This is a genomic window from Hymenobacter polaris, from assembly GCF_012927305.1.
Classification (GTDB): Bacteria; Bacteroidota; Bacteroidia; order Cytophagales; family Hymenobacteraceae; genus Hymenobacter; species Hymenobacter polaris.
In genome coordinates this window covers 388,617-414,706 of record NZ_JABBGH010000003.1, presented here as the reverse complement: position 1 = coordinate 414,706, position 26,090 = coordinate 388,617, and the positions used below count along the sequence as shown (strand labels likewise).

The 26,090-nt window shown below is 62.0% G+C and carries 24 protein-coding genes, 1 tRNA gene and 2 pseudogenes; 13 read left to right on the top strand and 14 right to left on the bottom strand.

The annotated features are described in order from the left end of the window. Nucleotides 1-97: 97 nt before the first annotated feature. Both HHL22_RS18200 and HHL22_RS18195 read right to left on the bottom strand, forming a co-directional pair. On the bottom strand, nt 98-640 hold the full coding sequence (locus HHL22_RS18200; RefSeq protein ID WP_169532824.1) for a GNAT family N-acetyltransferase: 543 nt from the start codon (nt 638-640) through the stop codon (nt 98-100). Nucleotides 641-671: 31 nt separating this feature from the next. After that, on the bottom strand, nt 672-935 hold the full coding sequence (locus HHL22_RS18195; RefSeq protein ID WP_169532823.1) for a hypothetical protein: 264 nt from the start codon (nt 933-935) through the stop codon (nt 672-674). A gap of 85 nt (nt 936-1,020) precedes the next feature. Here HHL22_RS18195 and HHL22_RS18190 point away from each other — a divergent pair. Continuing rightward, a tRNA-Gly gene (locus HHL22_RS18190) sits at nt 1,021-1,093 on the top strand. A gap of 203 nt (nt 1,094-1,296) precedes the next feature. On the opposite strand, the gene HHL22_RS18185 is transcribed toward HHL22_RS18190, so the two are convergent. The 6 genes and pseudogenes from HHL22_RS18185 to HHL22_RS18165 all read right to left on the bottom strand — a co-directional run bounded on the left by HHL22_RS18185 (nt 1,297) and on the right by HHL22_RS18165 (nt 3,937). Beyond that, nucleotides 1,297-1,437 carry a hypothetical protein gene (locus tag HHL22_RS18185; protein ID WP_169532822.1) on the bottom strand — a complete coding sequence of 47 codons (141 nt, stop codon included), beginning with the start codon at nt 1,435-1,437 and terminating at the stop codon, nt 1,297-1,299. Nucleotides 1,438-1,439: 2 nt separating this feature from the next. Further along, nucleotides 1,440-1,511: pseudogene (locus tag HHL22_RS24510) on the bottom strand (hypothetical protein); the annotation flags it as partial. Nucleotides 1,512-1,526: 15 nt separating this feature from the next. Further along, complete coding sequence (locus tag HHL22_RS18180; protein WP_169532821.1) at nt 1,527-1,853, bottom strand: hypothetical protein; 327 nt, start codon at nt 1,851-1,853, stop codon at nt 1,527-1,529. Between the two features lie 136 nt (nt 1,854-1,989). Then, complete coding sequence (locus HHL22_RS18175) at nt 1,990-2,985, bottom strand: hypothetical protein (RefSeq protein ID WP_169532820.1); 996 nt, start codon at nt 2,983-2,985, stop codon at nt 1,990-1,992. Nucleotides 2,986-3,037: 52 nt separating this feature from the next. Next, a complete protein-coding gene (locus tag HHL22_RS18170; protein ID WP_169532819.1) occupies nt 3,038-3,184 on the bottom strand; it encodes a hypothetical protein in 147 nt (48 codons plus the stop codon). Between the two features lie 45 nt (nt 3,185-3,229). Next, nucleotides 3,230-3,937, bottom strand: coding sequence for a hypothetical protein (locus HHL22_RS18165; RefSeq protein ID WP_169532818.1), 708 nt, complete (start codon nt 3,935-3,937; stop codon nt 3,230-3,232). A gap of 198 nt (nt 3,938-4,135) precedes the next feature. Between HHL22_RS18165 and HHL22_RS18160 the strand changes: the two genes are divergently transcribed. After that, on the top strand, nt 4,136-5,734 hold the full coding sequence (locus tag HHL22_RS18160; protein ID WP_169532817.1) for a TPM domain-containing protein: 1,599 nt from the start codon (nt 4,136-4,138) through the stop codon (nt 5,732-5,734). Nucleotides 5,735-5,881: 147 nt separating this feature from the next. Continuing rightward, nucleotides 5,882-6,040: pseudogene (locus tag HHL22_RS24555) on the top strand (DUF7079 family protein); the annotation flags it as partial. 85 nt (nt 6,041-6,125) lie between these two features. On the opposite strand, the gene HHL22_RS18155 reads toward HHL22_RS24555, so the two are convergent. Further along, nucleotides 6,126-6,494, bottom strand: a complete 369-nt coding sequence (locus tag HHL22_RS18155) for a hypothetical protein (protein WP_169532816.1) — start codon at nt 6,492-6,494, stop codon at nt 6,126-6,128. A 1,345-nt stretch (nt 6,495-7,839) separates the two neighbouring features. Between HHL22_RS18155 and HHL22_RS18150 the strand changes: the two genes are divergently transcribed. The 5 genes from HHL22_RS18150 to HHL22_RS18130 all read left to right on the top strand — a co-directional run bounded on the left by HHL22_RS18150 (nt 7,840) and on the right by HHL22_RS18130 (nt 13,748). Beyond that, a complete protein-coding gene (locus tag HHL22_RS18150; RefSeq protein ID WP_206680743.1) occupies nt 7,840-8,778 on the top strand; it encodes a glycosyltransferase in 939 nt (312 codons plus the stop codon). 38 nt (nt 8,779-8,816) lie between these two features. Then, the gene (locus tag HHL22_RS18145) at nt 8,817-9,707 is read left to right on the top strand and encodes an ABC transporter permease (RefSeq protein ID WP_169532814.1); all 891 of its coding nucleotides are present in this window, start codon (nt 8,817-8,819) and stop codon (nt 9,705-9,707) included. A gap of 6 nt (nt 9,708-9,713) precedes the next feature. After that, nucleotides 9,714-10,991 (top strand): ABC transporter ATP-binding protein, encoded by a 1,278-nt coding sequence (locus HHL22_RS18140; protein ID WP_169532813.1) that lies wholly within the window; start codon nt 9,714-9,716, stop codon nt 10,989-10,991. An 80-nt stretch (nt 10,992-11,071) separates the two neighbouring features. Next, the gene (locus HHL22_RS18135; RefSeq protein WP_169532812.1) at nt 11,072-12,733 is read left to right on the top strand and encodes a glycosyltransferase; all 1,662 of its coding nucleotides are present in this window, start codon (nt 11,072-11,074) and stop codon (nt 12,731-12,733) included. Next, nucleotides 12,717-13,748, top strand: a complete 1,032-nt coding sequence (locus tag HHL22_RS18130; RefSeq protein ID WP_169532811.1) for a polysaccharide deacetylase family protein — start codon at nt 12,717-12,719, stop codon at nt 13,746-13,748. The genes HHL22_RS18135 and HHL22_RS18130 overlap by 17 nt, the downstream gene beginning before the upstream one ends. Before the next feature lie 159 nt (nt 13,749-13,907). On the opposite strand, the gene HHL22_RS18125 is transcribed toward HHL22_RS18130, so the two are convergent. Then, complete coding sequence (locus tag HHL22_RS18125; protein WP_169532810.1) at nt 13,908-15,413, bottom strand: GDSL-type esterase/lipase family protein; 1,506 nt, start codon at nt 15,411-15,413, stop codon at nt 13,908-13,910. 548 nt (nt 15,414-15,961) lie between these two features. Between HHL22_RS18125 and HHL22_RS18120 the strand changes: the two genes are divergently transcribed. Then, a complete protein-coding gene (locus tag HHL22_RS18120) occupies nt 15,962-17,122 on the top strand; it encodes a Gfo/Idh/MocA family protein (RefSeq protein WP_241738174.1) in 1,161 nt (386 codons plus the stop codon). On the opposite strand, the gene HHL22_RS18115 is transcribed toward HHL22_RS18120, so the two are convergent. Further along, nucleotides 17,094-17,675: a DUF4136 domain-containing protein gene (locus HHL22_RS18115; protein WP_169532809.1), complete on the bottom strand. Its 582-nt coding sequence runs from the start codon at nt 17,673-17,675 to the stop codon at nt 17,094-17,096. The genes HHL22_RS18120 and HHL22_RS18115 overlap by 29 nt on opposite strands. Before the next feature lie 141 nt (nt 17,676-17,816). Beyond that, nucleotides 17,817-18,680 carry an aldo/keto reductase gene (locus HHL22_RS18110; protein WP_169532808.1) on the bottom strand — a complete coding sequence of 288 codons (864 nt, stop codon included), beginning with the start codon at nt 18,678-18,680 and terminating at the stop codon, nt 17,817-17,819. Nucleotides 18,681-18,884: 204 nt separating this feature from the next. Between HHL22_RS18110 and HHL22_RS18105 the strand changes: the two genes are divergently transcribed. Together HHL22_RS18105 and HHL22_RS18100 are read left to right on the top strand one after the other, a co-directional pair. Then, nucleotides 18,885-20,423, top strand: coding sequence for a lipase maturation factor family protein (locus tag HHL22_RS18105; RefSeq protein WP_169532807.1), 1,539 nt, complete (start codon nt 18,885-18,887; stop codon nt 20,421-20,423). A 147-nt stretch (nt 20,424-20,570) separates the two neighbouring features. Further along, complete coding sequence (locus tag HHL22_RS18100) at nt 20,571-22,022, top strand: phytoene desaturase family protein (RefSeq protein ID WP_169532806.1); 1,452 nt, start codon at nt 20,571-20,573, stop codon at nt 22,020-22,022. Nucleotides 22,023-22,046: 24 nt separating this feature from the next. Here HHL22_RS18100 and HHL22_RS24280 read toward each other — a convergent pair whose 3' ends face one another. Next, a complete protein-coding gene (locus tag HHL22_RS24280; RefSeq protein WP_262888396.1) occupies nt 22,047-22,169 on the bottom strand; it encodes a hypothetical protein in 123 nt (40 codons plus the stop codon). Nucleotides 22,170-22,221: 52 nt separating this feature from the next. Here HHL22_RS24280 and HHL22_RS18095 point away from each other — a divergent pair, with 52 nt between their 5' ends. Next, on the top strand, nt 22,222-23,487 hold the full coding sequence (locus HHL22_RS18095) for an AAA family ATPase (protein WP_169532805.1): 1,266 nt from the start codon (nt 22,222-22,224) through the stop codon (nt 23,485-23,487). After that, the gene (locus tag HHL22_RS18090; RefSeq protein ID WP_169532804.1) at nt 23,484-24,032 is read left to right on the top strand and encodes a hypothetical protein; all 549 of its coding nucleotides are present in this window, start codon (nt 23,484-23,486) and stop codon (nt 24,030-24,032) included. Before HHL22_RS18095 ends, HHL22_RS18090 begins: the two co-directional genes overlap by 4 nt. Before the next feature lie 42 nt (nt 24,033-24,074). Here the strand turns inward: HHL22_RS18090 and dxs are convergent, their stop codons facing one another. Further along, on the bottom strand, nt 24,075-26,015 hold the full coding sequence (dxs, locus tag HHL22_RS18085; protein ID WP_169532803.1) for a 1-deoxy-D-xylulose-5-phosphate synthase: 1,941 nt from the start codon (nt 26,013-26,015) through the stop codon (nt 24,075-24,077). Between the last annotated feature and the right edge of the window lie 75 nt (nt 26,016-26,090).

The following is a 26,090-nucleotide window of genomic DNA, read 5'->3' as shown; positions in this document are numbered from 1 at the left end:
TGCTGAGTTTACCGAAGCATCTCTACCGTATGATACTGCGCGGTAGAGATGCTTCGGCAAGCTCAGCATGACGTCTTTTTCAATTCATTTAGCGCATTTACCTGCCCGCCAATCCTTTGCGCAAAATGAGGTCGCGCTGCACGTCCTGGCCCAGACGAAACGCGTGCTCACCAATCTCTTTGAAGCCGAAGCGTTGGTAAAAGGCCTTGGCGCGCTCGTTGTGCTCCCACACGCCCAGCACCACGGCCGTGCACCCGGCGGCCTGCGCCAGCTCCAGCACGCGGCGCATCAACGCCCCACCCAGGCCGGTGCCCGTCCAGTCTTCTAGCACGTATAGCTGCTTCAGCTCCAGCTGGTTGGCCTCTTTGCCGGCGGACAGCCCTAGGCGCGAGTGGCGCACCACCTGGGCGTAGCCTACGGCCTGGCCCTGCATCTCGGCCAGCAAAAACGTCACGGCGGGGTCTTGCAGTTGCGCTAGCTGCAGCTCGGGGCTATAGGTTTCGGCCAGGTAGGCGGCCAGGTCGGCCGGCGTGTTGCTGGCGGCAAAAGTTTCGGTGAAGGTTTGGCGGCCCAGCTCGGCCAGCAGCGTGGCCGTAGCCGGGTTGGCCTTGGCCACGGCCAGGCGAAGGGGAGAAGACATAGCCCCGCAAAGGTCGGGCCCTAGGGGCACATTACTCGCGGAAAGGCGTTTGGCCGTGCAGGCCCACGCGCCAGCCCACGTAGCAGGTGAGCATTCCGGCCACCAGCCCAAACACTACCTGCGCCAGCGGCCCGCTCCCCAGCACGCCCAGCTTGCGGTAGTCGTAGAGCAGTACGTAAAGCTGTAGGGCATAGCCAATTATCAGCAAAGCGCCCGCGGCAATGAGTAGGCCCGCTACCACGCGGCGCGAGGCCGGCGTGAGGATGGTGCGGGACGAAGGACGGCGAGCAGGCATAGCGACCCCTTAAACTCCTAAATCCGGTGCGATGTTCCCCGCTGCCGTTTGCCGGCCTCGCCCTATCTTTGCCCTACCAACCCCCGCGAGAGTAGCTCAGTTGGTAGAGCATCAGCTTCCCAAGCTGAGGGTCGCGAGTTCGAACCTCGTTTCTCGCTCATGCAGCAGCAGCCACTTAGATGCAAATCTGAGTGGCTGCTTTGCTTTTAGCAAGTTGCTGGCTTCTCGTCGTTTATCAGCTGTGGTTGTTGGTTGTCGCCTTAGCTCTTTGCCGCGTAGCTTGGCACTGCGCGTAGTGGGGCTTGGCTGGTGGCCTTGGGGCATAGGTATTGCCGCTTTGGCTAACCTATTGCCCTAGGGGCTACTCGCGCACAAACTGACACTGAGCCGGCGTTTCGGGCGAGCGCGTGTCGCTTTTGGCATCGGTGCGGCGCAGGTGCTGCACGAAGTCGAGCGCACGCTGCCCGGTGGCGTAGCCGTGGCGGGCCAGAAGGCAGCCCACACCGTGCCCGTGCGCCCGCGCCCGCCCCAGCAGTGCACGTAGGTGGGCCGGCCGGCCGCCAGCGCGGCATCCACCACGTCGAGCACGTGCTACATGTGCGCAACGGTAGGCACATCCAAATCCACGATGGACAGGCGGTGGGCGGTGGCTGCTACCCCTAGGGCGGCGGCTTCCTCGGCCAACTCCTGCTCGCAGCCGGAAATGACTTGCCCGGTGTAGTTCTGCTCGTCGCCGTGCATGAGGTTGACGAACGTGCGAATACCCTGGCTGAGCAGCGCGCGCAGCTGGCGGCGGGTGCCAGCCGAGTCGGGCTTAACGGACACATAGCCAGCTAGCAAGCGGCCGGGCAGCACCCAATAGGCCCGGTCGAAAGGCAGGACGGGCGAGGGGTTGGAAGTAGGAAATGCATCAGCCATGCCCAACGTAAAGTATGGGCGCGGCAAGCCCCGCGCCCACTTAGTCAGCCTGCCGCAGGCTACGCAAGCGGGTCTTTTACTGCTAGCGCCCACTATCGGCAACGGGTCCGATTTGCTTTCCGAGCGGCGGCCGGGCTTACCAGCCATCGTAATCCTCGCGGCGCGCAACCACTACACCGGGCAGCTGAGCCAGCGCAGCGGCCAGGGTGGGCAGCGTGGGCGCCGTCAGCTCATCCGTTAGGCGGAGCGTACCAATGGCGAGTTGCAGGTAGCCCGGCCCCCGGCCCGGCTGGGCGGTCAGCAGCTCCACGTGCGGCGGTGCGGCGGTGGGCAGCACCAGCGTATCCCAGCGAGTGGATACGGCCGAGGCAGCTTGGCCGGGCACGGCCCACAACGCCACCTCGGTGGCCGCCAGGTGCTGTTGCAGCAAGGGCGGCGTTTCGAGCAGGTTGGGGCAGTAGAGTGCGCGCTGCGCCCGGCGCTGCTCATCGCTGGGCGGCTGTGGCTGCCGGAAGTCGAAATGCACGTAAGGCGCCTGCGGCCGGGCAAGCTGAAACACGCGCGGCCCTACGTTTGGTCCGGCTACGGCGGCCAGCGCCGCAGCCTCGCGGGCGGCCGCCATCGCGTACGGGTGGGTGGCCGCCAGCTCATCCTCCCACTCTAGCGACAAGCCCGCCGCCGCCAAGCCGTGGGCTTCGGGCCGGGCGGCTCCGTAGCTGGCCAGCGCTAGCTGCACGCCCGGCGCCAGCCAGCGGGCAGCGTACACCACCTGGCCGGTACCCACCGCGCCGGGCCGCGCTACGGCTTCAACCCGCGCCGGTGGCCCTAGCCGCGCCGTGAGTAACTGCTGCCAGTGCTGAGCTTCGGCGGGCTGCCCGGCGTAGCCAGGGGGTGGCGGCAGCTTGTAGCTTGCTTGCAGCACCGGCCGGTGGCGGGAGGGCGCGTGCAGGGTGCAACCAGTAGTGGCGAGGCCGAGCACCTGCGGGCAGGCCACCAGCAGGGTGGCCCTGGCGCCGTAGGGGGGCCACTGCGCCCGGTCCGGCACGCGGTCAGCCACTTCGGCCAGCGTCGTGCCCCAAGGCAGGGTCAACTCGTTCAGGAAAAAGCCGGTTAGCAGTGGGGAAATGCTCATGGGGCACAAGGTCGGATGCTTTTGCCCGCTGCGCCTGTACGGCCTCGGTAGCCTAGGGGTACGCCAGGCGGGCTACAACCGGAAGCCAGTCACGAAAGGGGAAATTGCCGACTAGCCGACCAGCTTTTTTCTGCTCGGCGACGAAGGCCGGCGGCCGTTGCGCCGGGCCTGCTGGGCGGTAGATGAAGCGGTTTTCCATGGCAACGATATTAGGAGCTGAGGACCAGCGGCTTGCTTCTAACCTTTAGGCCGCAGGTTCGTCTGCGTCGTGCCACAGGTAGTAGCTGGCCCCGTAGCCTAGGCCTCCCAATAGCGGCAGCAGCCCCGCCGGGTACCCCAGCCCCAGTAGCACCCCGCCGATGGCGATGGCTCCCCAGCTACCCCACCGCAGCACGTGGGCCGGGCGGGTTTGGAAAAAAAGCGGGCGCCGCACCGGGCCCGTCTTACGGCGCGCCAGCCGGCGCACTACCGCGTCCAGGCGCACGGTGCCGGTGGGGTCGTCGGGGTGGGTACCGGGCCGGTCGGCCAGGTGCAGCACCCGGCCATCGGCCAGCTCCAGGCGCAGGTGGCCCTGCGCAAACACGCGCCACCGCAGCAGCCGCAGCCAATACTGATAGGCTTGGATGCTAGCCAGCGGAATGGTTTCGGCCGGCTGGCCTTGCGCACGGTGGCCGAGCGGTGCCAGGTGCAGGCCTTCCCGGTCGCTGGTTAGCAGCATGGGCGGGTTGCGGCGAGTAATCTGGCGCGTCGTTAGCAGCAGCAAGCCCAGGCTCAGCAGGCCAGCGGTAGTGGCGCGCTGGTAGCTGCCCTGCGCCGCCTGCAGGGCCGCCAGCGGCACCAGCAGCAGGCCCAGCCCAAATAGCCACGCCGCCAGCTGGCTGCGGGGATTGCGCACTACCAGGCTGCGGAGGCCGGGCCGAGCCGCAAGCGCCGCGGGCGAGTGAGTAGGCATGGCAAAAATTAGCGAGGTGCTTGGTTTAAAACCCAGCCCTAGGCTACCGCCATGTGCTAGCTGGGCCGCGGCACTGCGGGAGGCGTAAGGTACTGGCTGGGCGCTTGGTTATACGGCAGGCGGCGCCCGCCAGTAATCGGGCGCGCCCAACCTCTGGCCGAGGTCAGTCGTTCAACGCAGACCCCTGGGGTTTGCCTTATGCCTGCTCGGTTTTCTCTTTCGGCGGCCAGTTGGTGGTGGGGCCTGCTGCTAGGCGGCGGGCTACTGCTGGGTGGCTGCCAGCCGCCAGAGCCAGCGCGCCCGGCCACCAGCTACCTAGTCACCATCCCCGACCCTAAAACCCTGGGCGAAACCTACGTCAGCGACCCCGACACGGTACTGGCGGGCGCGACGGTGGCGGCCCTCAACCAGCGCCTCGACAGCCTCGACCGCAGCGGCCGGGCGCATATCGACGTGGTGGTGGTGCGCAGCATCGGCAGCGAAGTGCCAAAAACGGCCGCCACGGCGCTGTTCAACAAGTGGAAAATCGGCCGCCAAGACACCAACAACGGCTTGCTACTGCTGCTGGTGCTCGACCAGCGCCGCGTGGAATTTGAAACCGGCTACGGCCTGGAAGGCGACCTGCCCGACATCATTTGCTACCGCATCCAGCAGCGCTACATGGTGGAGCCGGCCCGCGCCCGCGACTACGACCGGGCTGTGCAGCAAGGGGTAGCGGCCATCATCCAGCACTTGCGGCCGCCCGCGCCGCTGCCCAAGCCCCCCGTGCTGCGCACCGCCGCCGACTCTACGCGCTACTACCTGGACAGCCTGCAACGAGTCATCAGGGCGCAAAACGGGCTGCTGGCCAACGAAGACCCGCTGAACACCGCCTTGCCCGGCGAAGCCCTCACCCCCGACACCTACACGCCGCCCGCGCCGGGGCCGCCGGTGGGCACGCTGCTGGTGGCCACTTTGGCGCTGGTGCTGTACCTAGTGCTGTGGTACCGCACCACCCAGGGGCTACGTGGGCGGGGCTGGCTGGTGCTGGTGCCCCTAGGGCTGGTGGCCGGCCTGGCGCTACTGGCGCTGCAAGACACGCTGGCTACGGAAGCTTTTTTGGCGCTGGTGTACGGGCTGCCGCTGCTGTATCTGCACGGTTACTTCGGGTGGCAGTACCGGCGCGGGCGGCGCCCGGTGCCGCCCGCGCAGCGCCCCGCCGAGTACGAGCGGCTGGCGCAGGTGCACCGGGGACTGGGCTTCACGGCCTACCTGTTTCCGCTGGTGCTGGCCTGGTACTGGCGCTGGTACCGGCAGCGGCTGCCGCAGCTGCGCCAGGCGCCCTTGGCCTGCCCTACCTGCACCGAGCTTATGCACCAACTGGCGGCGGATGCGGCCGCAAGCCATCTGGCGCCCGGCCAGCAAACCGAGCAGGCGGTGCGGTCCGTGGCCTACGACGTGTGGGCGTGTGCCAACGCCCACTACCTGCCCCTCGGCTACCGCAACCCCGACAGTAGCTTCACCGCCTGCCCCGCCTGCCACTACCAAACCCTGGCGAAGGGTCAGTTGCGGCCCGTGCGGGTGGCCACCACCACCGCCGAGGGCTGGGGCTGGCGCGTGCAGCAGTGCCACTTCTGCCAGCACGAAGAAAAAGTCAGGGAGACAATTCCGCGGCGGTCCAGCCGCACTGCCCGCTCCTCGTCGGGCAGTGCGGCTGCTTCCTCGTGGGGCAGCAGTAGCAGCTCTAGCAGCGGTAGCTCTAGCAGCACCAGCAGCGGTGGCGCATCGGGCGGCGGTGGGGCGGGCAGCAGTTGGTAGGCTCGCTCTTTCGTGCGCCTAGACGCGCACGAAAGAGCGCGCTGCCAGTCGGTTTGCCTCGCGCTCTCCAAGTTTTATTTAAGTACGGCGCTACAGCCCGCCGACTTCGAGCGGAGTCGCGCCGTGTTTGGCTAGAGCGGCTACTCGCTGCAGAAAACCTGGCAGATTGACTACGCCGGGGTAGGCCCGTTACTCATTACCAACCTGCTGCGCGTGGCGGGCGAATGGGCGGGCTTTGAGGAAACCGCCCTGCCGGAAGCCCTAATCAAGCAAGCCGCTAGCAACCCGAACGCAACCAGCCGGCCCCAGCTAAAGTGGCTGCGGCGCAAGGGCATTGCTTTCTGCAACGCGGCGTATTTCCAGCGCGTTTTTTTCGATTATGCTCACCGTCTTACCGCAGCTTCCTATTTCCTTCCTCGTTCAGCCACTCGTCAGATGGCTCCTGGCGGGTCCACTGGGCCGCGCGCCGCAGCACGCGCAGCTGGTGATAGGCACTGCGCAGCCCTAGGCCCGCCAGCCAGAGCAAAAGCCCCGCCACCACCGGGCTGCCAAGCGCTACAGCTACCACCAGCCAGTAGCTAAGTTGCGCACTGCCCGGAAAAGGATAGGCTTGCAGGAGTAGTAGGCCACCCAGCAGCAGCACCCAGGCAAGCAACAGCCGATGAATCACGCGCTCGCTTTTGCTTTGGCGCCCGCGCCGCCGGTTGCGGGCCGCGACCTGGACGGCTACCGAAGCAGGGGTAAAAGGGGGGCGTGGCATAGCAGGCTATACGTGCCGACGGGGATAACCAGCCCATTCACTGCCAGTGCTACCTGGGCCGGAGCGCGGCAGCCATTACTGCGTAGCGACGCGCTACACCAGCCGCACCTGGCAGGTGCGCTGCCGGGTACTGCTTTCCCGCCCGTAAACAGAAAGTAGAAGAAGCTCCGTTCCGGCAAAGGTCTAGGCTTCCGTGATGAGTACCGGCCGGCCGCGCCTGGCGTTAACAGGTAGCAACAATTATGGCCGGGCCGGAGCACTGCCCTAGGCCCCCGGTACCGCCTGCCCCCCCGATGCCGTGACGGGCGGCGCTACCCTAGGCCCTTTTGTGGGCTGCCTCAGCTAGGCCAGCGGTCGCGCCTACCTAGGCAAAGCGGAAGGCTTGGCCACGCATCGCCGCCATCGTGGTACCCGCCCGCGGCAGCAGAACGCTTTCAGGCTGGCCGGCTTGCTGCACGAAACCGCGGAGGCGCGGGCGCGAGTGCAGCGGCGGCTGGGCTTTGCCCTCCCCGCCACCCACGCTCCGGTGCGCTGGGAGCTGCGCTCAACTGGCGGGGTGCGCCCGCTCAAAGCACCGGCTCCCCATTCTTCTAGCAAGTAGTAAGCGTTGGCTGTCAGGATTGCGAACTCCTGGCTTAGTTAGGTGCTGCTGCATATCAAGGCAGCGAATGCCTGCTCACTCATCGGCCGCGTTGATTTTATACTGTTGCAAGGCTTCTTCAGCTACTAGCGGCACGTGCTCAGCGGTAGTGAACACCAACCCTTTGAACGCACGACAAAGCCTGAGGTAGCCGAGGTAGTCAACCAACCCTAAGGCGGGCTTCTTCCGCCTTAGCAGGTGCCCTAGGGCAGTAGCGCGGGTTTGCGCGGGCTCCAGCCGCTTGCGGCCAGCTGGTAAAGAATGCGCGCAACTACCCCAGCTTGTCGGGCCTAGGCAGCAAAAACGGGTATTTCTACCTGTTGCTTACACCAGTGGGCCCGTGCTGCGCAGCGAGACTGGCATCCGGCACCCGGCGCAGCACGGGCGCTGGCATTCACCCTAGGCCTGCTAATCCCCGCAATTGTTTGGCATTTACCGCCTTACTAGTATATTGGCTTATCTAAAGCAGTTTGAAATATTAATAAATTTTTATAGTAGCTATTCCTGTGTTTTGATTTCAAAAAAGGGTTTGGTGCAGGCTTATCGCTAGCCCGTGGCTACCTGACTAAGGTCCCAGAAGCTGCCCTGTTGCCCCGTTGCTCTTCCTTCTACCCAACTATGAAGCCCTTAGCTAGCCGTATCCCTACTGCGCCACCCATCATAGCCCCGCCACCAAGCTCCAGCAAGCGCCCCTTATGGTCGGTCATGATTCCTACCTATAACTGCACTCCTTACCTGGCAGAAGCCATTAACAGCGTGCTGATGCAGGATATGGGCGAGGAGAACATGCAGATTGAAGTGGTGGATGATGCCAGTACCGATGCCGATGTGGCCCAACTGGTAGCCACGCTGGGCAAAGGCCGGATACGCTACTTCCGGCAGGTAGCCAACGTGGGCAGCCTGCGCAATTTTGAAACCTGCCTGAACCGCTCGCAGGGCCAGTGGGTGCACCTGCTGCATGGCGATGACCGGGTAGCCCCAGGCTTTTATACCGAAATAGCTACCCTTTTTCACCAATACCCCGAAGCCGGCGCAGCCTTCACCAACACGGCCAACCTACAAATGCATGCCACGGGGGTCGAGGTTAAAGACCGGCCGCCGATTGTTCCCAAAGCTGGCCTGCTGCCAGATTTGCTGCTCAGGCTAGCCGAAGGGCAGCAGCTGGAAACTCCTAGTATGGTGGTGAAGCGCAGCGTATATGAGCAGTTAGGCGGTTTCTTCGCAGTGCACTACGGCGAAGACTGGATAATGTGGGCGCGCATCGCGGCTCACTTCCCCGTCGCGTACTCGCCCAAGTGCCTGGCCCACTACCGCTACCTGAATAATACGAGTATTACGCACCACTCCATCAGGGAAGGCCAGAATGTCCGGGATATTACCAAAGTGCTAACCATTATCAACCAATATTTACCAGTTGAGCACCGTAAAAGATTAAAAGCTATTGGCCTGCGCAACTATGCTTACTATTGCCTCTCGCTCAGCGAAGGGCTCTCTGCCACCGACAAGCGCGCCGCTATCAAGCAGCTAAGGGGGGCCCTGAAAATGAGTCAGCACTCCGGTATTATTTTATGGTCCTTAAAGATTTATCTCAAAACACTACTAAATTTTAAGCGGCTTAAGCTGGACCCTTCTAACAGTCAATAATCAATAAGTTACTGCATTGGTACAGCCCAGCTTAGTTTATGCAAGCACCACTTGAGAGTTATCGCCCACCGGCCGCGGCTACGCCTGCCGCGAAGTGGGATTGGGAAATTCGGCCGCAAACCAGTTGGTGGGGAGCCGGCCTCGCCGAGTATTGGTCGTACCGGCATTTGCTGATAGGCTTGGTACGGCGCGATTTTTTGCTGGGCTACCAGCAAACCCTGCTCGGACCTTTGTGGATGCTGGTTCAGCCGCTGATGACCGTGATTACTTACGTGCTGGTCTTTGGCAAAGTAATCGGGATTTCGACGGGTAGCGTGCCGCCGGTGCTATTCTACCTGGCTGGCATCGTGCTCTGGAACCTCTTTAATGATTCTTTCCTAGGCACCTCCGCTACCTTCAGCGAGAATGCCCACATTTTCAGCAAAGTATACTTCCCCCGGCTGCTTATACCCGGCGCCCGGCTGGCGAGCTTCCTCCTTAGCTTTGGCATCCAGTTCGGCAGCCTACTGCTCCTGCTGCTTTATTACTGGCTGTTTGCTGGCTGGGCTGCTCCCATGCCGGAGAGGCTGCCGCTGGCGCTGCTGGCTGTTGGGCTGGTGAGCATCCAAAGCATTGCCCTAGGCCTGTTATTTTCGGTGCTCACCGGCAAGTACCGCGACATCAAGTTTTTAGTGGGCCTGGGCACGCGGCTACTCATGTTCCTTACGCCCGTCATTTACCCAATGCAGCACGTGGCCCCTAAATGGCGCTGGCTCACGGAGCTGAACCCGCTCACGCCGCTGTTCGAATTGTTTCGGTGGGCCTTGCTCGGGCAGGGCCTCGTGACGGCCGGGCAGGTGCTGTATAGCCTGGGCTTTACGCTACTCCTTTTTGTAGTTTCGGTAATGACTTTTAACAAACAGGGCGACAAGCTCATGGACGTGGTATAACGGCTTATGGCAGCTACCGCTATTCAAATTGAGCATTTGTCGAAGCTCTACCGGCTAGGTACCATCGGCACGGGCTCGCTGCGCCAGGATATGCAGCGCTGGTGGACGATGGCCGTGCGCAAAAAAGCCGACCCGTACTTCCAACTGGATTCGACCTCCGCCAGAAATTCTGGCCAAAGCCTGTGGGCCCTGCAAGATATCAGTTTTGAAGTGCAGCAGGGCGAGGTGTGGGGACTGGTCGGCAACAACGGGGCGGGCAAATCGACCTTGCTCAAAATTGTGTCCCGCATTGTGCGCCCCACGCACGGGGTGGTGCGCGGTCGGGGCCGCGTTAGCAGCCTGCTAGAGGTTGGCACGGGGTTTCAGGCCGAGCTGACGGGCCGCGAAAATATTTTCCTGAGCGGCTACATCCTGGGCATGAGCAAGCAAGAAATTCGGGCGCGGTTTGACGAAATCGTAGCGTTTTCGGGCATCGAAAAATTTCTCGATACGCCCGTCAAGCGCTATTCGTCGGGCATGTACGTGCGCCTGGCCTTCGCAGTGGCGGCGCACCTCGAGCCCGATATTCTGATTCTGGACGAAGTGCTGGCGGTGGGTGACGCCGAATTTCAGAAAAAGTGCCTAGGAAAGATGCGGGAAGTTTCGCAGAATACCGGCCGCACTATTTTATTCGTCAGCCACAGCATGCAGGCCATTACCAATTTGTGCACCAAAGGTATATGGCTGCAAAATGGTAAGATGAAAGCCATTGGGGAAGCATCGCAAGTGGTCAATCAGTACCTGGCCGATACGCAGCAGTCAAACCTGCATCAGAGCTGGAACACGCCCGCTGGCGCTCCTGGCAACGACTTCATTCGCTTCAAGAAAGTGGCGCTGGTGCCGCAGCTGGCCGCGCCCGACGAGGTACTCGACATACGGACGCCGCTTACGGTGCAGTTCGAATTTTGGAACCAGACCGACGACGTTTTACTCAGCACCAATCTGGTGCTATTCTCCAGCAGCGGGGAGTGCATTTTTGATGTGCCATCGGCGGCGGTTGTTTGCCATTCGGGGGTAGTAAGCGGGGAGTGCACTATTCCGGGGAATTTCCTGAACGACGGGGCTTATTACGTCTCGCTCTTCGTGGTGAAGGACACGAACACGCCGCTCTACGATTACGAGAACTGCCTCTCCTTTGAGCTGGAGGACTACCGGGGCGAAATTAAGTGGTATGGCAAATGGTGGGGGGCCGTGCGCCCATTGTTCCCCTTCCAGCTCACCCAAGTTGAAACCGCTGTTTACTAACTGTAAATAGCCGAAAAGGAATAGCCTTGGGTAGCGCGCTTCCCTATCGCTATTCCTTACCCTAATTGCTTATTTTTCTAATGGAATCCGCTACGTCATCCCGAGCATATCCGTTAGTTTCTATTATTATCCCGTGCTATAACTATGGGCATTTTCTGGCGGAAGCTATCGAAAGCGCCGCGAACCAGACTTACCCTGCCAAAGAAATCTTGGTAATAGACGATGGCTCGACCGATAATACGTCGGAAATCGCTGCTCATTATCCCGCGGTCAAGTACGTTTACCAGCCAAATCAGGGCCTTTCGGCCGCCCGCAATACGGGCATCCAGCACAGCCAGGGCACCTACCTGGTATTTCTAGATGCGGATGATTGGCTGTTTCCGGAGGCGCTGGCTAGCAACGTGCGGCACTTGCAGCAGCATCCGCAGGCAGCTTTTGTGGTGGGCGCGCATACCCGGTTTTATAGTGATGGGCAGCCTGCGAAGGCGGAAGGCGCCGTACTACCAGCCCACCCTTACCAGGCGCTGCTAAGCCGGGGCAATTACATCGCCATGATTGCGGCGGTTATGTTTACCCGCTGGGCATTGGCAGAGTTTGAGTACGACCCTTCGCTACTCAACTGCGAGGACTACGACTTGTACCTCAATATTACTCGGCACCATCCTATTGTGCAGCACAGTCAGCAGCTGGCTGCCTACCGCATTCACGCGGCAGCTATGTCGGCTAGTGCCCAGCCCATGCTAGCAGGTGCGCTGAAAGTACTGGGCCGGCAGCGCGAGCACCTGCGGGGGCCTGCCGAGCTGGAGGCATACTACCGAGGCATTCACTTTTGGCATACATATTATACTGGTGGCAAAGAGTTTAAATTTCTTCCAGGCTCCCTCCCACTTTTCTCCCCCGCGCTGGCGCTCTTTCTGAAGGCTGCGCCCTACACGGCGCTTCGGTACTCGCTAGGGTACGCCTTGCCGCGCTTGTTAAAGCAACCCAAAGCTATGCTTAAGAAACTACTCAAGAAACTGCTGCCTACTGCGGGCAAGCGCTGGCTGCATTATCAAGGTCGGCTTGGCGACTGGACGCCCGCCGTGGGTCAAGTTGCCCTCGGCGACTTTTGGCGCCTAGCCCCCCTCAGCAACGAATTTGGGTACGACCGGGGTGGGCCGATAGACCGCTACTACATTGAAAATTTTCTGTTGAAGGAGGCAGCTAGCATTCGGGGCCGGGTATTGGAAATCGGCGATAACGCGTACACTTTGCAGTATGGCGGGCCCGCCGTCAGCCAGAGCGACGTGCTGCACGTGGATGCTACCAACCCGCAGGCCACGCTGGTAGGCGACCTAAGCGCCGCGCCGCACATCCCCGACAATACCTTCGATTGCCTGGTGCTTACCCAAACGCTGCACCTGATTTATGACTTTAAAAGCGCGCTCCAAACGTGCTACCGCATTCTGAAGCCGGGGGGCACCCTGCTGCTCACGGTGCCGGGCCTTACGCCCATCGACCGGGGCGAGTGGAAGAAAACCTGGTACTGGACCTTCACTGATACGGCCCTGGAACGCTTGCTGGCAGAGACGTTTCCGGCGGGTGACGTGGAGATTTCCTCATTTGGCAACGTGCGCGTGGCCACGGCCTACCTCTATGGCCTGGGGCTGCCCGAAATCGACCGGGCGAGCCTCGCTTACTACGACCCGCAGTTTCAAGTCATCAACGCGGTAAAAGCCGTCAAGCATGCGCCGCTGGATTAGGAGCTACGCGCAACTGGTCCGGCGCTATACTAAGCCTAGGGCCCTGGTGCTGATGTACCACCGGGTAGCCGAGCCCGATACCGACATCTGGGACCTAGCCGTATCGCCGGCGCATTTCGAGCAGCAGTTACGGGTGTTAAAGCAACTGGGAACCGTTATTTCAGCTTCGGAGCTGGTGGAGCGGCTACGCACTCGCACGTTACCAAGAAGAAGCATCGCCATTACCTTCGACGACGGTTACTTGGATAACTACACCACTGCCAGCCCCTTACTAACCCATTATCAATTGCCAGCCACTTTTTTCATCGTCTCCGGCAACGTAGGGCTAGCCGAAGAGTTTTGGTGGGATGAGCTGGCGGGCATCCTGCTGCTTTCGGAGCGCTTGCCGGCGTCGCTTGCGCTTGCCCTACCCGGCGCCCTCCCCCACCTAGCCGCCGATTTGCAAGGCGAGCAGCTGCTGACCCCAGCGCTGCGGCGGCAGCATCAGCTTTGGCGAGCCGGTGAGGTGGCCCCGCCGACCCGGCGGGCAGCCTTGTTTTATCAGTTGTGGCAGCAGCTGCGACCGCTGCCCGCGCCAACCCAGCAGCTAGTGCTACAGCAGCTGCGAAACTGGGCAAGCCTGGCAGCTAGCGCGCGGCCAGCCTACCAAAGCCTCGCGGAGTGCCAGCTGCGGGAGCTAAACGCAAATCCGCTCTTCACGCTTGGCGCCCATACCGCCACGCATCCGGCCCTGGCCAGCCACCCCGCCCCCGTGCAGGCGCAGGAGTTGGCAGCGGGCCGGCAGGCGCTACGGGCAGCTAGTAGCCAGCCCATAGAACTGCTGGCCTACCCCTATGGCAGCTACAACGAGGAAACCGCCGCCCTAGCCGCTCAGCTAGGTTTTCGAGCGGCCTTCACCACCGAGGGGCGCCTGGTCACTACCAGCGCGGCCCCGCATAAGCTGGGCCGCTTTCAGGTCAACGACTGGGACGGCCCTGCCTTCAAGCGCCGGCTAGCCGCCTGGTTTGCAGCGTAGCGCGCTTGGCTGGCAGCCAGGCGCGGCGTTTTCAGAAAGCCCCTGGCAGCGGCCTCGGCCCAACGACTGGCCAGCACCCTTATGCTGCGCGCTGTTGTTGCACCCGGCCAAGAGCCCCTAGGAGATAAAGGGCTTGCCTCGTGCGCGTCGGCTACGCAGCTACTCCACCGTCAGGCGCAGGGCCCGGGTGCCGGCGCGCACTGCGTATACCCCCGTGGGCAGAGTAGCCGGCAGCACTAGGCTGGCGGTACCCGTGGCATCGGCCAGGGCCGTGGCTACCGGGCGGCCAAGCGCATCGAGCACCTGCACCGGCTGGCCGGGTAAGGCGCCGATGAGCGTCGTTTGCGCGCGCGTGGGGTTCGGGTACAGGTCCATTAGCATTGCCCCCGTTTGGCTAACTGACGTTACGGTCCGCACGGGCGAATAGCGGAAGCTGCCATCGGCGTCTACCTGCCGCAGGCGGTAGTAGAGTTGGCCCGAGCCTACCGGTAGGCTGGCATCCAGCAGGCTGTAGTTGCGGGTGCTGCTGCTGCTGCCGGCGGCCGCCGCCGCCCCAATCCGAATGAATGCGATGCCATCAACGCTGCGCTCGGCCTCGAAGTGGTCGGCGTGCTGCTCCGAGGCGGTGGTCCAGGCCAGGCGCACGGCCGCAGGGCCCGCCTCCTGGGCCGTGAAGGCGACCAGTTCCACTGGCAGCGGCAGCGCCTGGGCCGAGGTAGGAATACCCACGGAGGCCGCGTACTTATTGACGTAGCCCGCCACGAATGGTGCAATCAGGTTGGCGTTGGCCGCATCGGTAAAATGCAGCCCATCACCAGACACGTTGCGGTCGCTCATGTTCTGAATGCTGGCCAGCGTATTGAGGTCGATGACACCCAACACGCCCGGCACCGTGCCCACCATATCGTCGAGCCCACTATTGTAGCCACCGAAGAATTCTGGATGGTTCGTCCGCACGTAGCTCTGGGGCTCATTTACCAGAAACACCCCGTCGAAACCATCGGCTACGATTTTGGCCACTGCCTGGCGCACGTTGGCCAGGGAAGTTGGGTAGGTAGCGTGCTGCGGGTCGGTGCCAGGGTCGTTCACGCCGTGCTGATACACGACAATTGAGCGGTAATAGGTATTTTTTTGGGCTTTGTCACCCATGGTTGCGTCAACGGCCGAGAGCGCCCCGGTAACCGTCGCGCCATTTACGGCGAGGTCGTAGCCCGTCATGCGCCCGCTTACGCCCGCGTTGGTCACCACGTAGTGCCCCTTGCCCATTCCTTGGTTGAGCAGCGCTTGGGAAGACTGCGGCCACGGACTAACCTGGTAAGGACCAGCCGTGCGGCTATCGCCGAGGCAGTAAACCAGCAGCTTGCCATCCACACTGGTCTTTGCGGCGGGCGGATTATAGCCGGGCGTATTTGTGTCGAGTGGCGTAGTGCCTAGGGTTGCGCCAGCGGTAGCAACCGGAGCCGTAGAGCTGAAGGAGTTGACCTTGGCTGAGGCGACTGCAGGAGCAGCGGGGGCGGGAGCAACGGCGCGGGGGCTAGCCGCTGGCAGCTGGGCGCGGACCGTGAAGGCGACTACTAGCAGGGCCGGCAGCTGGCGTAGCACCCGGTAGGCAAAGCGTTGGGCTTTGGTATACTCTTGATTAGTAATGGCTAGAGACTTTTTCATAAATAGCAGGACAAGAGGATTTGCGCACGTGCATCAAAAAATTTTAGTTATCTGGTATCGTTATTCAATTCCCTCGGTCAAGAATTAATACTTTTCATAGATATCCTGTAAATTATAAAATATTAAATTTTTACAAAGCCTGTTTTATCGCTAATGTAATGTACATGGCATACTTACGCACCTATACCCTCGAACCTTTTTTTATAAAGTACAATTAATATTTAAAAAATGCTGTTGAAAAACAGGATTAATTAGAGGGCGCCAGACGGGCCCACCAGTTGCCAGCAGTTGCGGAGTAAGCCGGCGCTCAGGGCGCGGCGCGTAGGCTATTGCAGCCAGTATAGACGCCCGGCCAAAGGAGTACCACCCGGCAAGGAGCGCGGGCAAAGCGCGGCGGTGCAGGCGCCCCCGCCGGGAAACGGCGGCACGGTGGCACCTGGCAGCCGAGGTTAGCTGGGCTACTGCTGGTTAGCCTTAGCTAGGCTTAGCACGTAAGCAATTACCTGGCAGCCTACCGCGCCTGCCTTACTTTCCTTTTCCCCTTCTTTATGAAAATGAAAACCTCCCCGCTGCTGCCCTCCCGTCGGACTTTTGCGCGCCAGCTGGCCCTAGGGGCGGGCGCGGCGCTGGTGGCCCCCGCCGCCTGGGCGGCCCCGCTGGCCGACCGCAAACTGGGTATTGCGCTGGTGGGCCTAGGCAACTACAGCACCGGCCAGCTGGCCCCGGCCTTGCAGCAAACCCAGCACTGCCGGCTGGCGGGCGTCGTCACGGGCTCGCCCGCCAAGGTCCAGCGGTGGCAGCAGCAGTACGGCTTGCCAGCCAAGAACTGCTACGACTACCAAACCTTCGACCGCCTGGTCGACAACCCCGATATTGACATCGTGTACGTGGTGCTGCCCAATGCCTTGCACGCCGAGTACGTGGTGCGCGCGGCCCAGGCGGGTAAGCACGTCATCTGCGAAAAGCCGATGGCTACCTCCGTGGCCGATTGTCGCCGCATGATTGCGGCCTGCCAGCGGGCGGGCAAGCAGCTGAGCGTGGGCTACCGCCTGCACTTCGAGCCCCACAACCAGGCCATGATGCGCCTGGGGCAGCAACAGGCCTACGGCGCCATTCGGCATCTGGCGGCCGACAACGGCTTCAAGTTTGGGGCCGGCAGCACGCCCTGGCGCGTGCAGAAAAAGCTGAGTGGCGGCGGCCCGCTCATGGACATGGGTATTTACTGCGTGCAGGGCTGCCTCTATACCAAGGGCCAGGTGCCGGTTTCGGTCACGGCCAAGTTTGGCCCCAACCCTAATCCCCAACTGTTTCAGGACGTGGAGGCGGCGCTGAGCTGGCAGATGCGCTTTGCCGACAACTCGGTGGCCGACTGCCGCACCAGCTACACCGAAAATATGCAGGGCCGCCTGCGGGCAGAAACGCCCAGCGGCTGGTTTGAGTTGGAGCCGGCCTTTGGCTACGGTGGGCTGGCTGGCCGCACCAGCGCCGGTGATGGCAAGCTCGACCTGCCCAATATTAACCAGCAGGCCGCCCAGATGGACGACTTTGCCCAGTGCATCCTGCAAAACAAGCCCACCCGCGTGCCCGGCGAGATGGGCCTGCGCGACGTGCAGCTGCTGGAAGCCATTTACCGCGCCGCCGCCACCGGCCAGGCGGTTTCAACCAAGGACGTGGTGCAGCTTATTGACCGCTCGGCACTGGGCCGCTAGCCACCGGCAACTTGGCAAACACCTCGGCCACGCCCTTGTCGATGGACTTGGAAGCGCGGCTGGGATTATTGGAGAGGATGCTGGTAGTGACGCCCTGCCAGAGCAATTCCTTGCGGGCGGCATCTACCAGGTCGATGGTGGCGGTGCCCTGCTGGTAGGTGCCTACCGGCACGTTGGTGGCATGCCAATGGTAGTTACGCTGGCCGATGTAAGCCGGTGCCGGGTCCGACACCAAGTTGGTTTCGCGGGTTTGGGTGCGCTGCTCGTTCGTCATGCCAATGTTCACCCACAAGTCAGGGTTGGGCGCCAGCCGAAAGCCGCGTAGCTCCATCTGGCGCGTCACTGAGCGCTTGAGGTCGAAGATGTTGGAGCCCGAGCTTTGAAAAGCCGAGTCGTTGCGGGCTACCGCATCCATGAAGTTGTAGGTGTGGTAGCGGCTCAGGTCGAGGCCCGGCCGGCTATCGGTGCGGGTGTAGTTTTCGGACGACGAGCAGGCCCCTAGGCCCAGCCCGAAGGCCAGAAGCAGGAGGTACGGCGAGAAGCGGGTAGGCATGGCGGGCAAGGGGTGGAAAAGGCGGCAGCAACGAAACCGCCCGGAGCGGGGCGGCCAGCGCCCTGCTCCGGGCGGGCCGGGCTGGGGCAGCCCACCCCTAGGGCAGGCTGCTACTGCATACGTAAGCGGCGCGGCGCTTAGTTACGCGCTTTTGATTTTGTCGAGGGCCGCCATGTCATCGGCGCTCAGCTGAATATCAGCGGTTTTCATGTTCTCTTCCAGGTGCTTCACCTTCGAGGTGCCGGGAATGAGCAGGATGTTGGGCGAGTGGTGCAGTAGCCAAGCCAGGGCAATTTGCTGGGTGCTGGCGCCGTGCTTCTTGGCCACGCCGTCGAGGGCGGCCAGGGCTTCTTTATTGCCGCCCGCAATGGGGTACCACGGAATAAAGGCCATATTTTGCTCGCGGGTGTAGTCGAGCACCGGCTCCCATTTGCGGTTGTCTACCGAATACATGTTCTGCACCGATACCACCTTGAAGAACTGCTGGGCGTGCTTAATCTGGTCGACGTCCACTTCCGAGAGGCCGATGTGCTTCACCAAGCCGTCCTGCTGGGCTTTTTGCAGGAATTTGAACGTGTCCTCGGCCGGCACTTTGGGGTCGATGCGGTGCAGCTGGTAGAGGTCAATCTGCTTTACTTTCAAGCGCTCAAGGCTGCCGTGCAGCGCTTCTTCGAGGTGCTTGGGGCTGGCATCGACGGGCCACTGGTTGGGGCCAGTGCGCAGCAAGCCGCCTTTGGTGGCGATTACCAGGCCCGACTGGTAGGGTGCCAGGGCCTCGGCAATCAGCTCTTCCGACACGTTGGGGCCGTAGCTGTCGGCAGTGTCAATGAAATCGACGCCCAGCTCCACGGCGCGCTTCAGCACCCGAATGCTTTCGGCATGGTCCTGGGGCGGGCCCCAGATGCCCTCGCCGGTGATGCGCATGGCGCCGTAGCCCAGGCGGTTTACAGTCAGGTCGCCCCCTAGGGTGAAAGTGGCGGGATAAGATGCGGTGGTAGTTGCCATTCGTAGTCGTGGAAAAGCGTAAGAAAAAAAGCAGCACGAGCAAGTGCTCGCCTAGGTAAGACAAGCTTCTGGGGGCGCTTGTTTTCGCCGCGCCCTGGGGCAAAGCGCTACTTCGCCCTGCGGCCAAGCTGCGCCTTAACCCCGGCGCGCATCGTCAGTATGTAGGGGTAGCCGCCCGCTGGCTTTTGCGGCGGCTTCCTGCCCATGGCTCGCAACCGGCAACCGGCCCTAGGGGTGCCCGCCGCCCCGCCTACCTACTGGCTCACCCGCTTCGTGCTGCTGCGCCTGCTGGGCGCGCTCTACGCCGTGGCGTTTCTGGTGGCTATCAACCAGGTGCTGCCGCTTATTGGGGCCGATGGGCTGCTGCCGGTGGGGCCCTATTTGCAGCAGGTAAGCGAGGCGCTGGGCGGCACGGGCGCGGGCTTCGCGCGGCTGCCGTCGCTGTTCTGGTTTTGGCACTCCGATGCGGCGCTGCTCGCGGCCACCTGGGTGGGCCTAGGGCTGAGCTGCGCCGTAGTGGCCGGCTACGCCAACGCGGTGCTGCTGGCCGTGCTGTGGGTGCTGTACCTGTCGCTGGTGCACGTGGGGCAGGAGTGGTACGGCTACGGCTGGGAAATCCAGCTCTGCGAAACCGGGTTTCTGGCCATTTTCCTGTGCCCGCTACTCGATGGGCGGCCCTTCCCGCGCACTGCGCCGCCGCAGCCCATTATCGTGCTGTTCCGGTGGCTGGTGGTGCGCATTATGCTGGGCGCGGGCTTGATAAAATTGCGCGGCGACGCCAGTTGGCTCGATGCCACGGCCCTCTACTACCACTTTGAAACGCAGCCCCTACCGGGCCCGTTGAGCCGGTGGTTTCACCTGCTGCCGCACGCCGTGCTGCGGGCCGGCGTGTGGTACAACTGGCTGGCCGAGCTGGGGGCGCCCTTCTTCGCCTTTGGGCCGCGGGTGGCCCGGCAGGTGGCCGGCGGCGTCATGATTGGCTTGCAGCTCATTCTGCTGCTCAGCGGCAACCTCTCGTTCCTGAACTGGCTGACGATACTGCCCGCCCTGGCTTGCTTTGACGACGGCTTCTGGGCGCGGGTGCTGCCCGGCCGGCTGGTGCGCCGGGCGCAGCTGGCCGCCGCCCAGGCCGAGGTGTCGCGCCCGCTGCAAGTAGCTGCCTGGGTCGCTACGGCGGTGCTGGCGGTGCTCAGCATCCGGCCGGTGCTCAACCTAGTGTCGCCGCAGCAGGTGATGAATACCTCTTTCGACCCCTTCGATTTGGTGAATACCTACGGCGCCTTCGGCACCGTGGGCCAGCAGCGCCTGAACATCGTATTTGAAGGCACTCTGGACGACAACTCCGGCGACAATTCGCGCTGGCGACCCTACCCCTACAAGGGCCTGCCCGTAGCCCTCACCCAGCGCCCACCCCAGGTGGCGCCTTACCAACTGCACCTCGACTGGCAGCTTTGGTTTGCCGCTATGGGCACGCCCAAGCAATATCCCTGGGCGGTGCACTTGCTGGCCAAATTGCTGCGCAACGACCCTAGGGCCCTCAGCCTGTTTGCCGCTAACCCCTTCCCCACCCGCCCGCCGCGCTACGTGCGGGCCGTGCTTTACCGCTACCGCTTCGCCCGCCCCGGCAATGCGCAGGGCCGCTGGTGGCAGCGCGAGCGCCTGGGCTTGTGGCTGATACCCCTCTCGGCCGACGACCCGCGCCTGCTGGCTTTTCTGCAAGCCTACGGCTGGGTGGCACCGTAGAGCAAAAGCAGCCGGCCAGGCGGCGTGGCCGTACTACCCTTCTGTAAACGGCCTTTCTGTAAATGGCCTTTAGCGAAAGCTAGTTTAAGACTGACTCAAAAGTGGTCACGCCGAGCAACTTGTTATAAATCAGCGTATTTTATCAGCATGAGTACTCCCGATTACGACGCCGTGGTGGTGGGCTCCGGCCCCAACGGGCTGGCGGCGGCCATCGTGCTGCAGCAGGCCGGCCTGTCGGTACTGCTGCTCGAAGGCAAGCCGACGATTGGCGGCGGCCTGCGCACGGCCGAGCTGACGCTGCCCGGCTTCCGCCACGACATCTGCTCGGCCATTCACCCGCTGGCGGCCGCGTCGCCTTTTTTTCAGACGCTGCCCCTGGCCCAGTACGGCCTGGAATACGTCACGCCGCCCGTGGCCGCCGCCCATCCCTTCGACGATAACACGGCCGCCCTCGCCGCCTCGCTGGCCGACACGGCCGACGGCCTGGGGCCCGATGCCGACGCCTACCGCCGCTTGCTGGCCCCGCTGGTGGCCCGCTGGCCCAGCCTGGCCCCCGATGTGCTGGCCCCGCTGCACTTGCCCCGCCACCCACTCTGGCTGGCGCAGTTCGGCCTGTCGGGCCTGCTGCCGGCTACCGTGCTGGCCCGGCGCTTCCAAACGGCGGCGGCGCAAGGCCTGCTGGCCGGCATGGCTGCCCATTCCATCCAGCCGCTCAGCAACGTGGCTACCGCCGCCATTGGCCTAGTGCTGCTGACCACGGCGCACCGCCAGGGCTGGCCCCTGCCCCGCGGCGGCTCGCAGGCCATTGCCGATGCGCTGGCCGCCCATTTCCAGGCCCTAGGGGGCCGCATCGAAACCAACACCTACGTGCGCTCGCTGGCGCAGCTGCCCACCGCCCGCGCCACCCTGCTCGACGTAACGCCCGCCCAGCTGCTGCAAATTGCCGGGCACCGCCTTTCGAGTCTCTACCGCTGGCAGCTGCGGCGCTACCGCTACGGCATGGGCGTGTTCAAGGTTGATTGGGCCCTGGCCGAGCCCATCCCGTGGGCGGCGGCCGCGTGCGCCCAGGCTGGCACCGTGCACATAGGGGGCACGCTGGCCGAAATCGCGGCCGGCGAGCAGGCCACCGCGCGGGGCCAGCACCCGGCCCGGCCCTTCGTGCTGCTGGCCCAGCAAAGCCCCTTCGACCCCACCCGCGCGCCCGCCGGCCGCCACACCGCCTGGGCCTACTGCCACGTGCCCAACGGCTCGCGCCAGGACATGACCGCCGCCATCGAGGCCCAGGTTGAGCGCTTTGCTCCCGGTTTCCGGGAGCGCATCTTGGCCCGCCACACCTTCGACACCGCCCAGATGGAAGACTACAACCCCAACTACGTGGGCGGCGACATCAACGGCGGCTTACTGGATATCAGCCAGTTATTTACGCGCCCCGTGCTGCGCGCCTCGCCCTACCGCACCTCGTTGCGCGGGCTCTACCTATGCTCGTCGGCCACGCCGCCCGGCGGGGGCGTGCACGGTCTCTGCGGCTACTGGGCCGCCCGCCGGGCCCTGCGCGACGTATTCGGGCTGGATGCGACGCCGTTGTACCGGGGGCAGTAGCCCGTCACTAATGCATTTTTGCCTTTATCTGACTACTAGCCACACCTTCCCTTCGCCTAGGCCAAGCAGGCGCTGCACCACATGGGCAGCGGCGCCCACTTCGGCAAAATCGTGGTGCAGGTGCCCTAGGCCCGGCTTAGGCAGCAAAGCCCCGCAGCCACCCCGCTGCGGGGCTTTTGCGTTAATTACCCTCGTACTTTTGAAGCAACTCCCCTTCCAGCCTACCGCCATGAACGAGCAGCTAATCGTCAAAAACTTCGGCCCGATTAAAGACGCCACCGTGGACTTCAAGCGGGTAACGGTATTTATTGGGCCTACTGGTGGCGGAAAGAGTACGCTAGCGAAGCTGGCGGCAGTGTTCCATGATGAGCGCATATATTTTGAATCAAAGCTGAGCGAAATTCTTAGAAATTATTCAATAAATAATTATATGCAAAATAATTCTTATCTGCAATTTTCTACAGCTACTATCACATCGCTTTTTGATAGCAATTTAAAGATTTCTTCAAGAAAAAGAGATGATGCTAGAATCAATTCTGAGGGTGAAGAAGATATACGCCGTGACCTAAAATCAATTGGCGAAAAAGTTCTTAACACTATTAATAGCATGCCTAGCCAAAACTATAAAGACTTAAACAATATTGATGAAGTAATCTTACAAGAAAACGAAAATACACTATATAATTTAATAACAGAAGTAAGAAACTTATTAAAAAATAATCATGGACATCATTTTACAAGCAGCAAGCAAATTTATATTCCAGCTGAAAGAACTTTTATTTCATCTATAGAATATTCATGGGCAGGATTATTAAAAGACAATATTGGCTTATCAATATTAATTTTAGAATTCGCCAATAGCTTTTCACTATCAAGGAAAACTGTATCTGAATTAGATATTCATTTTCTTAATGCCAAATATTTACATCTTAATGGACGAGACTTCATAGAAATTCCTAACAGGAAAGAGCCATTGATGCTACTTGAAACATCTAGTGGAATGCAATCTGTCACGCCGCTATTGGTACTCATAGAACACCTAAACCGCAATACCGAGCAGGCGCAGAGCTTCATCATCGAAGAGCCTGAATTAAATCTCTATCCCACCGCCCAACAAGGCCTGTTAAACTGGCTGGTGGAGAAATGCACGAAAGGCGAAAACGACCTGACGATAACCACGCATAGCCCCTATATTCTCTCCCACCTCAACCTATTGCTCTACGCCTACCAAGTAGCCGAGCAACATCCTGAGCGGGCCGATGAGGTAGCCGAGTTGGTGCCCCGCGAGAGCTGGATAAATCCGAAGGAATTTGCCTGCTACCAAGTCGAGAATGGCGGGGTTATTTCGCTGGTAAATGAGGACCTAGGGCTGATTGATGACAATGGCCTGGATGGCTTGTCTGGCGATGCCGCTGATGCCTTCGATAACCTGATTCGCTTATCGAAGGGCGTCGCGCTGAAATGATTGAGAGAATAACGGCGCATTTTGCCGCGCGCCACGCCCTCTGCCTCAGCAGCCATACTGACGCGCTATTTCACGTGTACGACCCGGAAGGCAACCACCCCTGCCGCCACCGGGTAGATGCCCCGCAGGAAACCGACTTAGCGGTGCATAATCCAGCCGCGGCACTGGTACACCTGGTTGCCATCGACCACTGCCTGTACAGCTCCGGCGACGCAACTCGTTGCGACTGCGCGCTGGTTTGCGGTGAGGAAATTCACTTCGTGGAGTTCAAGCATGGCAATTATCGTCGTCGCACCGACCGCATAAAAGACTGTATTTTGCAATTGGCCGCTGCAATCAATGATTTTTTACAGGTCGGTATTATCGCACCGCACAGTGCGGTACAGGCCATTGCGTGCGTCGGCTTTACAGAGCAGCGGCCGCCGCAAGGTGCCGCTATTGAGGCGCGTAAGCTGCAATTGAATAAACTGGTAGGTAACTCCGTGGCAGTCGAGCTGCTTGTCACCGACCACATCGTTTTTGGTAAAATAGAAAAAGCCCCGTAGCATGCGCCACGGGGCTTCACATACCAAACTACCCCTAGGGCCCTATCCTACCAGCCGGCCTACCTCGGCCACCTTGGCGCTCATTTCTCTAACTGCCTGCGCGATGCCCTCGGCGTCGAAGCCGCACTCTTTGTAGAGTTGGTCCTGGGTGCCGTGCTCCACTACGCGGTCGGGGATGCCGAGGCGGCGGGTGGGCAGGCTCACGCCCTGCTCGCTAAGGAACTCCAGCACGGCCGAGCCGAAGCCGCCTTGCAGGCAGCCGTCCTCCACGGTCACGATGGCGCGGTAGCGGCGGGCGATGGCCAGCAGCAGCTCCTCGTCGAGCGGCTTGCAGAAGCGCATATCGTAGTGGCCCACGTCGAGGCCCTCGACCCCTAGGGCCTCGGTGGCGCGCACGGCGTAGTTGCCGATGTGGCCGATGCTGAGAATGGCCACGCCGCCTTCCTCGCCCTCGCGCACCACGCGGCCGGTGCCGATGGCCACACGCTGCAGCGGGGTGCGCCAGGCAGGCATCACGCCCTCGCCCCTCGGGTAGCGGATGCTGAAGGGGCCGGCGTTCTCGGGCAGCTGGGCGGTGTACATTAGGTTGCGCAGCTCCTGCTCGTTCATGGGCGCCGATACCACCATGTTGGGAATGCAGCGCATATAGGCCAGGTCGTAGGCGCCGTGGTGGGTGGGGCCGTCGGCTCCAGCAAAGCCGGCGCGGTCGAGGCACATGACTACGTGTAAGTTTTGCAGGGCCACGTCGTGCACCACTTGGTCGTAGCCGCGCTGCATAAACGACGAGTAAATATTGCAGAACGGCACCAACCCCTGCGTGGCCAGGCCGGCCGAGAAGGTCACGGCGTGCTGCTCAGCAATGCCCACGTCGAAGGCGCGGTCGGGCATGGCCGCCATCATAATGTTCAGCGACGAGCCGCTGGGCATGGCCGGCGTCACGCCCATAATCTTGGGGTTGGCCTCGGCCAGCTCCAGCAGCGTGTGGCCGAATACGTCCTGGTACTTCGGCGGCTGCGGCTTATCGGGGACTTTGGTGAAAATCTCGCCGGTAATCTTGTCAAACAAGCCGGGCGCGTGCCACAGCGTCTGGTCTTTCTCGGCCAGCGCGTAGCCCTTGCCCTTCACCGTGACGCAATGCAGCAGCTTGGGGCCCGGGATGCGCTTAAGGTCGTTGAGCACGGCCACCAGGTGCTGCACGTCGTGCCCGTCCACGGGGCCGAAATAGCGGAAGTTCAGCGCCTCAAACAAGTTGCTCTGCTTCAGCAGGGTAGCCTTCATGGCGGCCTCCACCTTACGGGCAATCTGCTGGGGGTTAGGGCCAAACTTGCTGAGCTTGCCGAGCACGTTCCACAGCTCGTCGCGCACTTTGTTGTAGGTGCGCGAGGTGGTGATGTCGGTCAGGTATTCCTTGAGCGCGCCCACGTTGGGGTCGATGCTCATGCAGTTGTCGTTGAGCACGACAATCATGTTGTTGCGAATGTCGCCGGCGTGGTTAAGCGCCTCGAAGCTCATACCCGCCGTCATGGCCCCGTCGCCAATCACGGCAATGTGCTGGCGGTCAAACTCCTTCTTGTAATCCGAAGCCACGGCCATTCCTAGGGCCGCCCCGATGCTGGTGCTGCTGTGCCCCACGCCAAAGGCGTCGTACTCGCTCTCGCTGCGCTTCGGGAAGCCCGACATACCGCCGTAGCGGCGGTTGGTGGGGAAGCGGTCGCGCCGGCCGGTCAGAATTTTGTGCCCGTAGGCCTGGTGGCCCACATCCCACACCAGCTGGTCGTAGGGCGTGTTGAAGACGTAGTGCAGGGCCACGCTCAGCTCCACCACCCCTAGGGAGGCGCCGAAGTGCCCGCCGTAGATGCTTACCGTGTCGATGATGAACTCGCGCAGCTCGGCGCTAACCTGCACTAATTGCTCGGGCGAGAGCTTTTTGAGGTCGTCGGGCGAGGATATCGCCGCCAGGAGCGGGCCGGGTTCAACTATCATCGGAGCAGGCAAGGTATAGTGGCAGCCAGCGCCGCCGGACCGGCCAACGAGTTGGCCGATACCTACAAAGGTACG

Coding starts and splice junctions, on each gene's coding strand:
- HHL22_RS18100 (WP_169532806.1), top strand. CDS start 20,571: ATGAGTACTCCCGATTACGACGCCGTGGTGGTGGGCTCCGGCCCCAAC.
- HHL22_RS18160 (WP_169532817.1), top strand. CDS start 4,136: ATGCCTGCTCGGTTTTCTCTTTCGGCGGCCAGTTGGTGGTGGGGCCTG.
- HHL22_RS18170 (WP_169532819.1), bottom strand. CDS start 3,184: ATGGAAAACCGCTTCATCTACCGCCCAGCAGGCCCGGCGCAACGGCCG.
- HHL22_RS18110 (WP_169532808.1), bottom strand. CDS start 18,680: ATGGCAACTACCACCGCATCTTATCCCGCCACTTTCACCCTAGGGGGC.
- dxs (WP_169532803.1), bottom strand. CDS start 26,015: ATGATAGTTGAACCCGGCCCGCTCCTGGCGGCGATATCCTCGCCCGAC.
- HHL22_RS18140 (WP_169532813.1), top strand. CDS start 9,714: ATGGCAGCTACCGCTATTCAAATTGAGCATTTGTCGAAGCTCTACCGG.
- HHL22_RS18135 (WP_169532812.1), top strand. CDS start 11,072: ATGGAATCCGCTACGTCATCCCGAGCATATCCGTTAGTTTCTATTATT.
- HHL22_RS18125 (WP_169532810.1), bottom strand. CDS start 15,413: ATGAAAAAGTCTCTAGCCATTACTAATCAAGAGTATACCAAAGCCCAA.
- HHL22_RS18090 (WP_169532804.1), top strand. CDS start 23,484: ATGATTGAGAGAATAACGGCGCATTTTGCCGCGCGCCACGCCCTCTGC.
- HHL22_RS18155 (WP_169532816.1), bottom strand. CDS start 6,494: ATGCCACGCCCCCCTTTTACCCCTGCTTCGGTAGCCGTCCAGGTCGCG.
- HHL22_RS18105 (WP_169532807.1), top strand. CDS start 18,885: ATGGCTCGCAACCGGCAACCGGCCCTAGGGGTGCCCGCCGCCCCGCCT.
- HHL22_RS18200 (WP_169532824.1), bottom strand. CDS start 640: ATGTCTTCTCCCCTTCGCCTGGCCGTGGCCAAGGCCAACCCGGCTACG.
- HHL22_RS18175 (WP_169532820.1), bottom strand. CDS start 2,985: ATGAGCATTTCCCCACTGCTAACCGGCTTTTTCCTGAACGAGTTGACC.
- HHL22_RS18165 (WP_169532818.1), bottom strand. CDS start 3,937: ATGCCTACTCACTCGCCCGCGGCGCTTGCGGCTCGGCCCGGCCTCCGC.
- HHL22_RS18150 (WP_206680743.1), top strand. CDS start 7,840: ATGATTCCTACCTATAACTGCACTCCTTACCTGGCAGAAGCCATTAAC.
- HHL22_RS18195 (WP_169532823.1), bottom strand. CDS start 935: ATGCCTGCTCGCCGTCCTTCGTCCCGCACCATCCTCACGCCGGCCTCG.
- HHL22_RS18180 (WP_169532821.1), bottom strand. CDS start 1,853: ATGGCTGATGCATTTCCTACTTCCAACCCCTCGCCCGTCCTGCCTTTC.
- HHL22_RS18120 (WP_241738174.1), top strand. CDS start 15,962: ATGAAAATGAAAACCTCCCCGCTGCTGCCCTCCCGTCGGACTTTTGCG.
- HHL22_RS18115 (WP_169532809.1), bottom strand. CDS start 17,675: ATGCCTACCCGCTTCTCGCCGTACCTCCTGCTTCTGGCCTTCGGGCTG.
- HHL22_RS18130 (WP_169532811.1), top strand. CDS start 12,717: ATGCGCCGCTGGATTAGGAGCTACGCGCAACTGGTCCGGCGCTATACT.
- HHL22_RS18145 (WP_169532814.1), top strand. CDS start 8,817: ATGCAAGCACCACTTGAGAGTTATCGCCCACCGGCCGCGGCTACGCCT.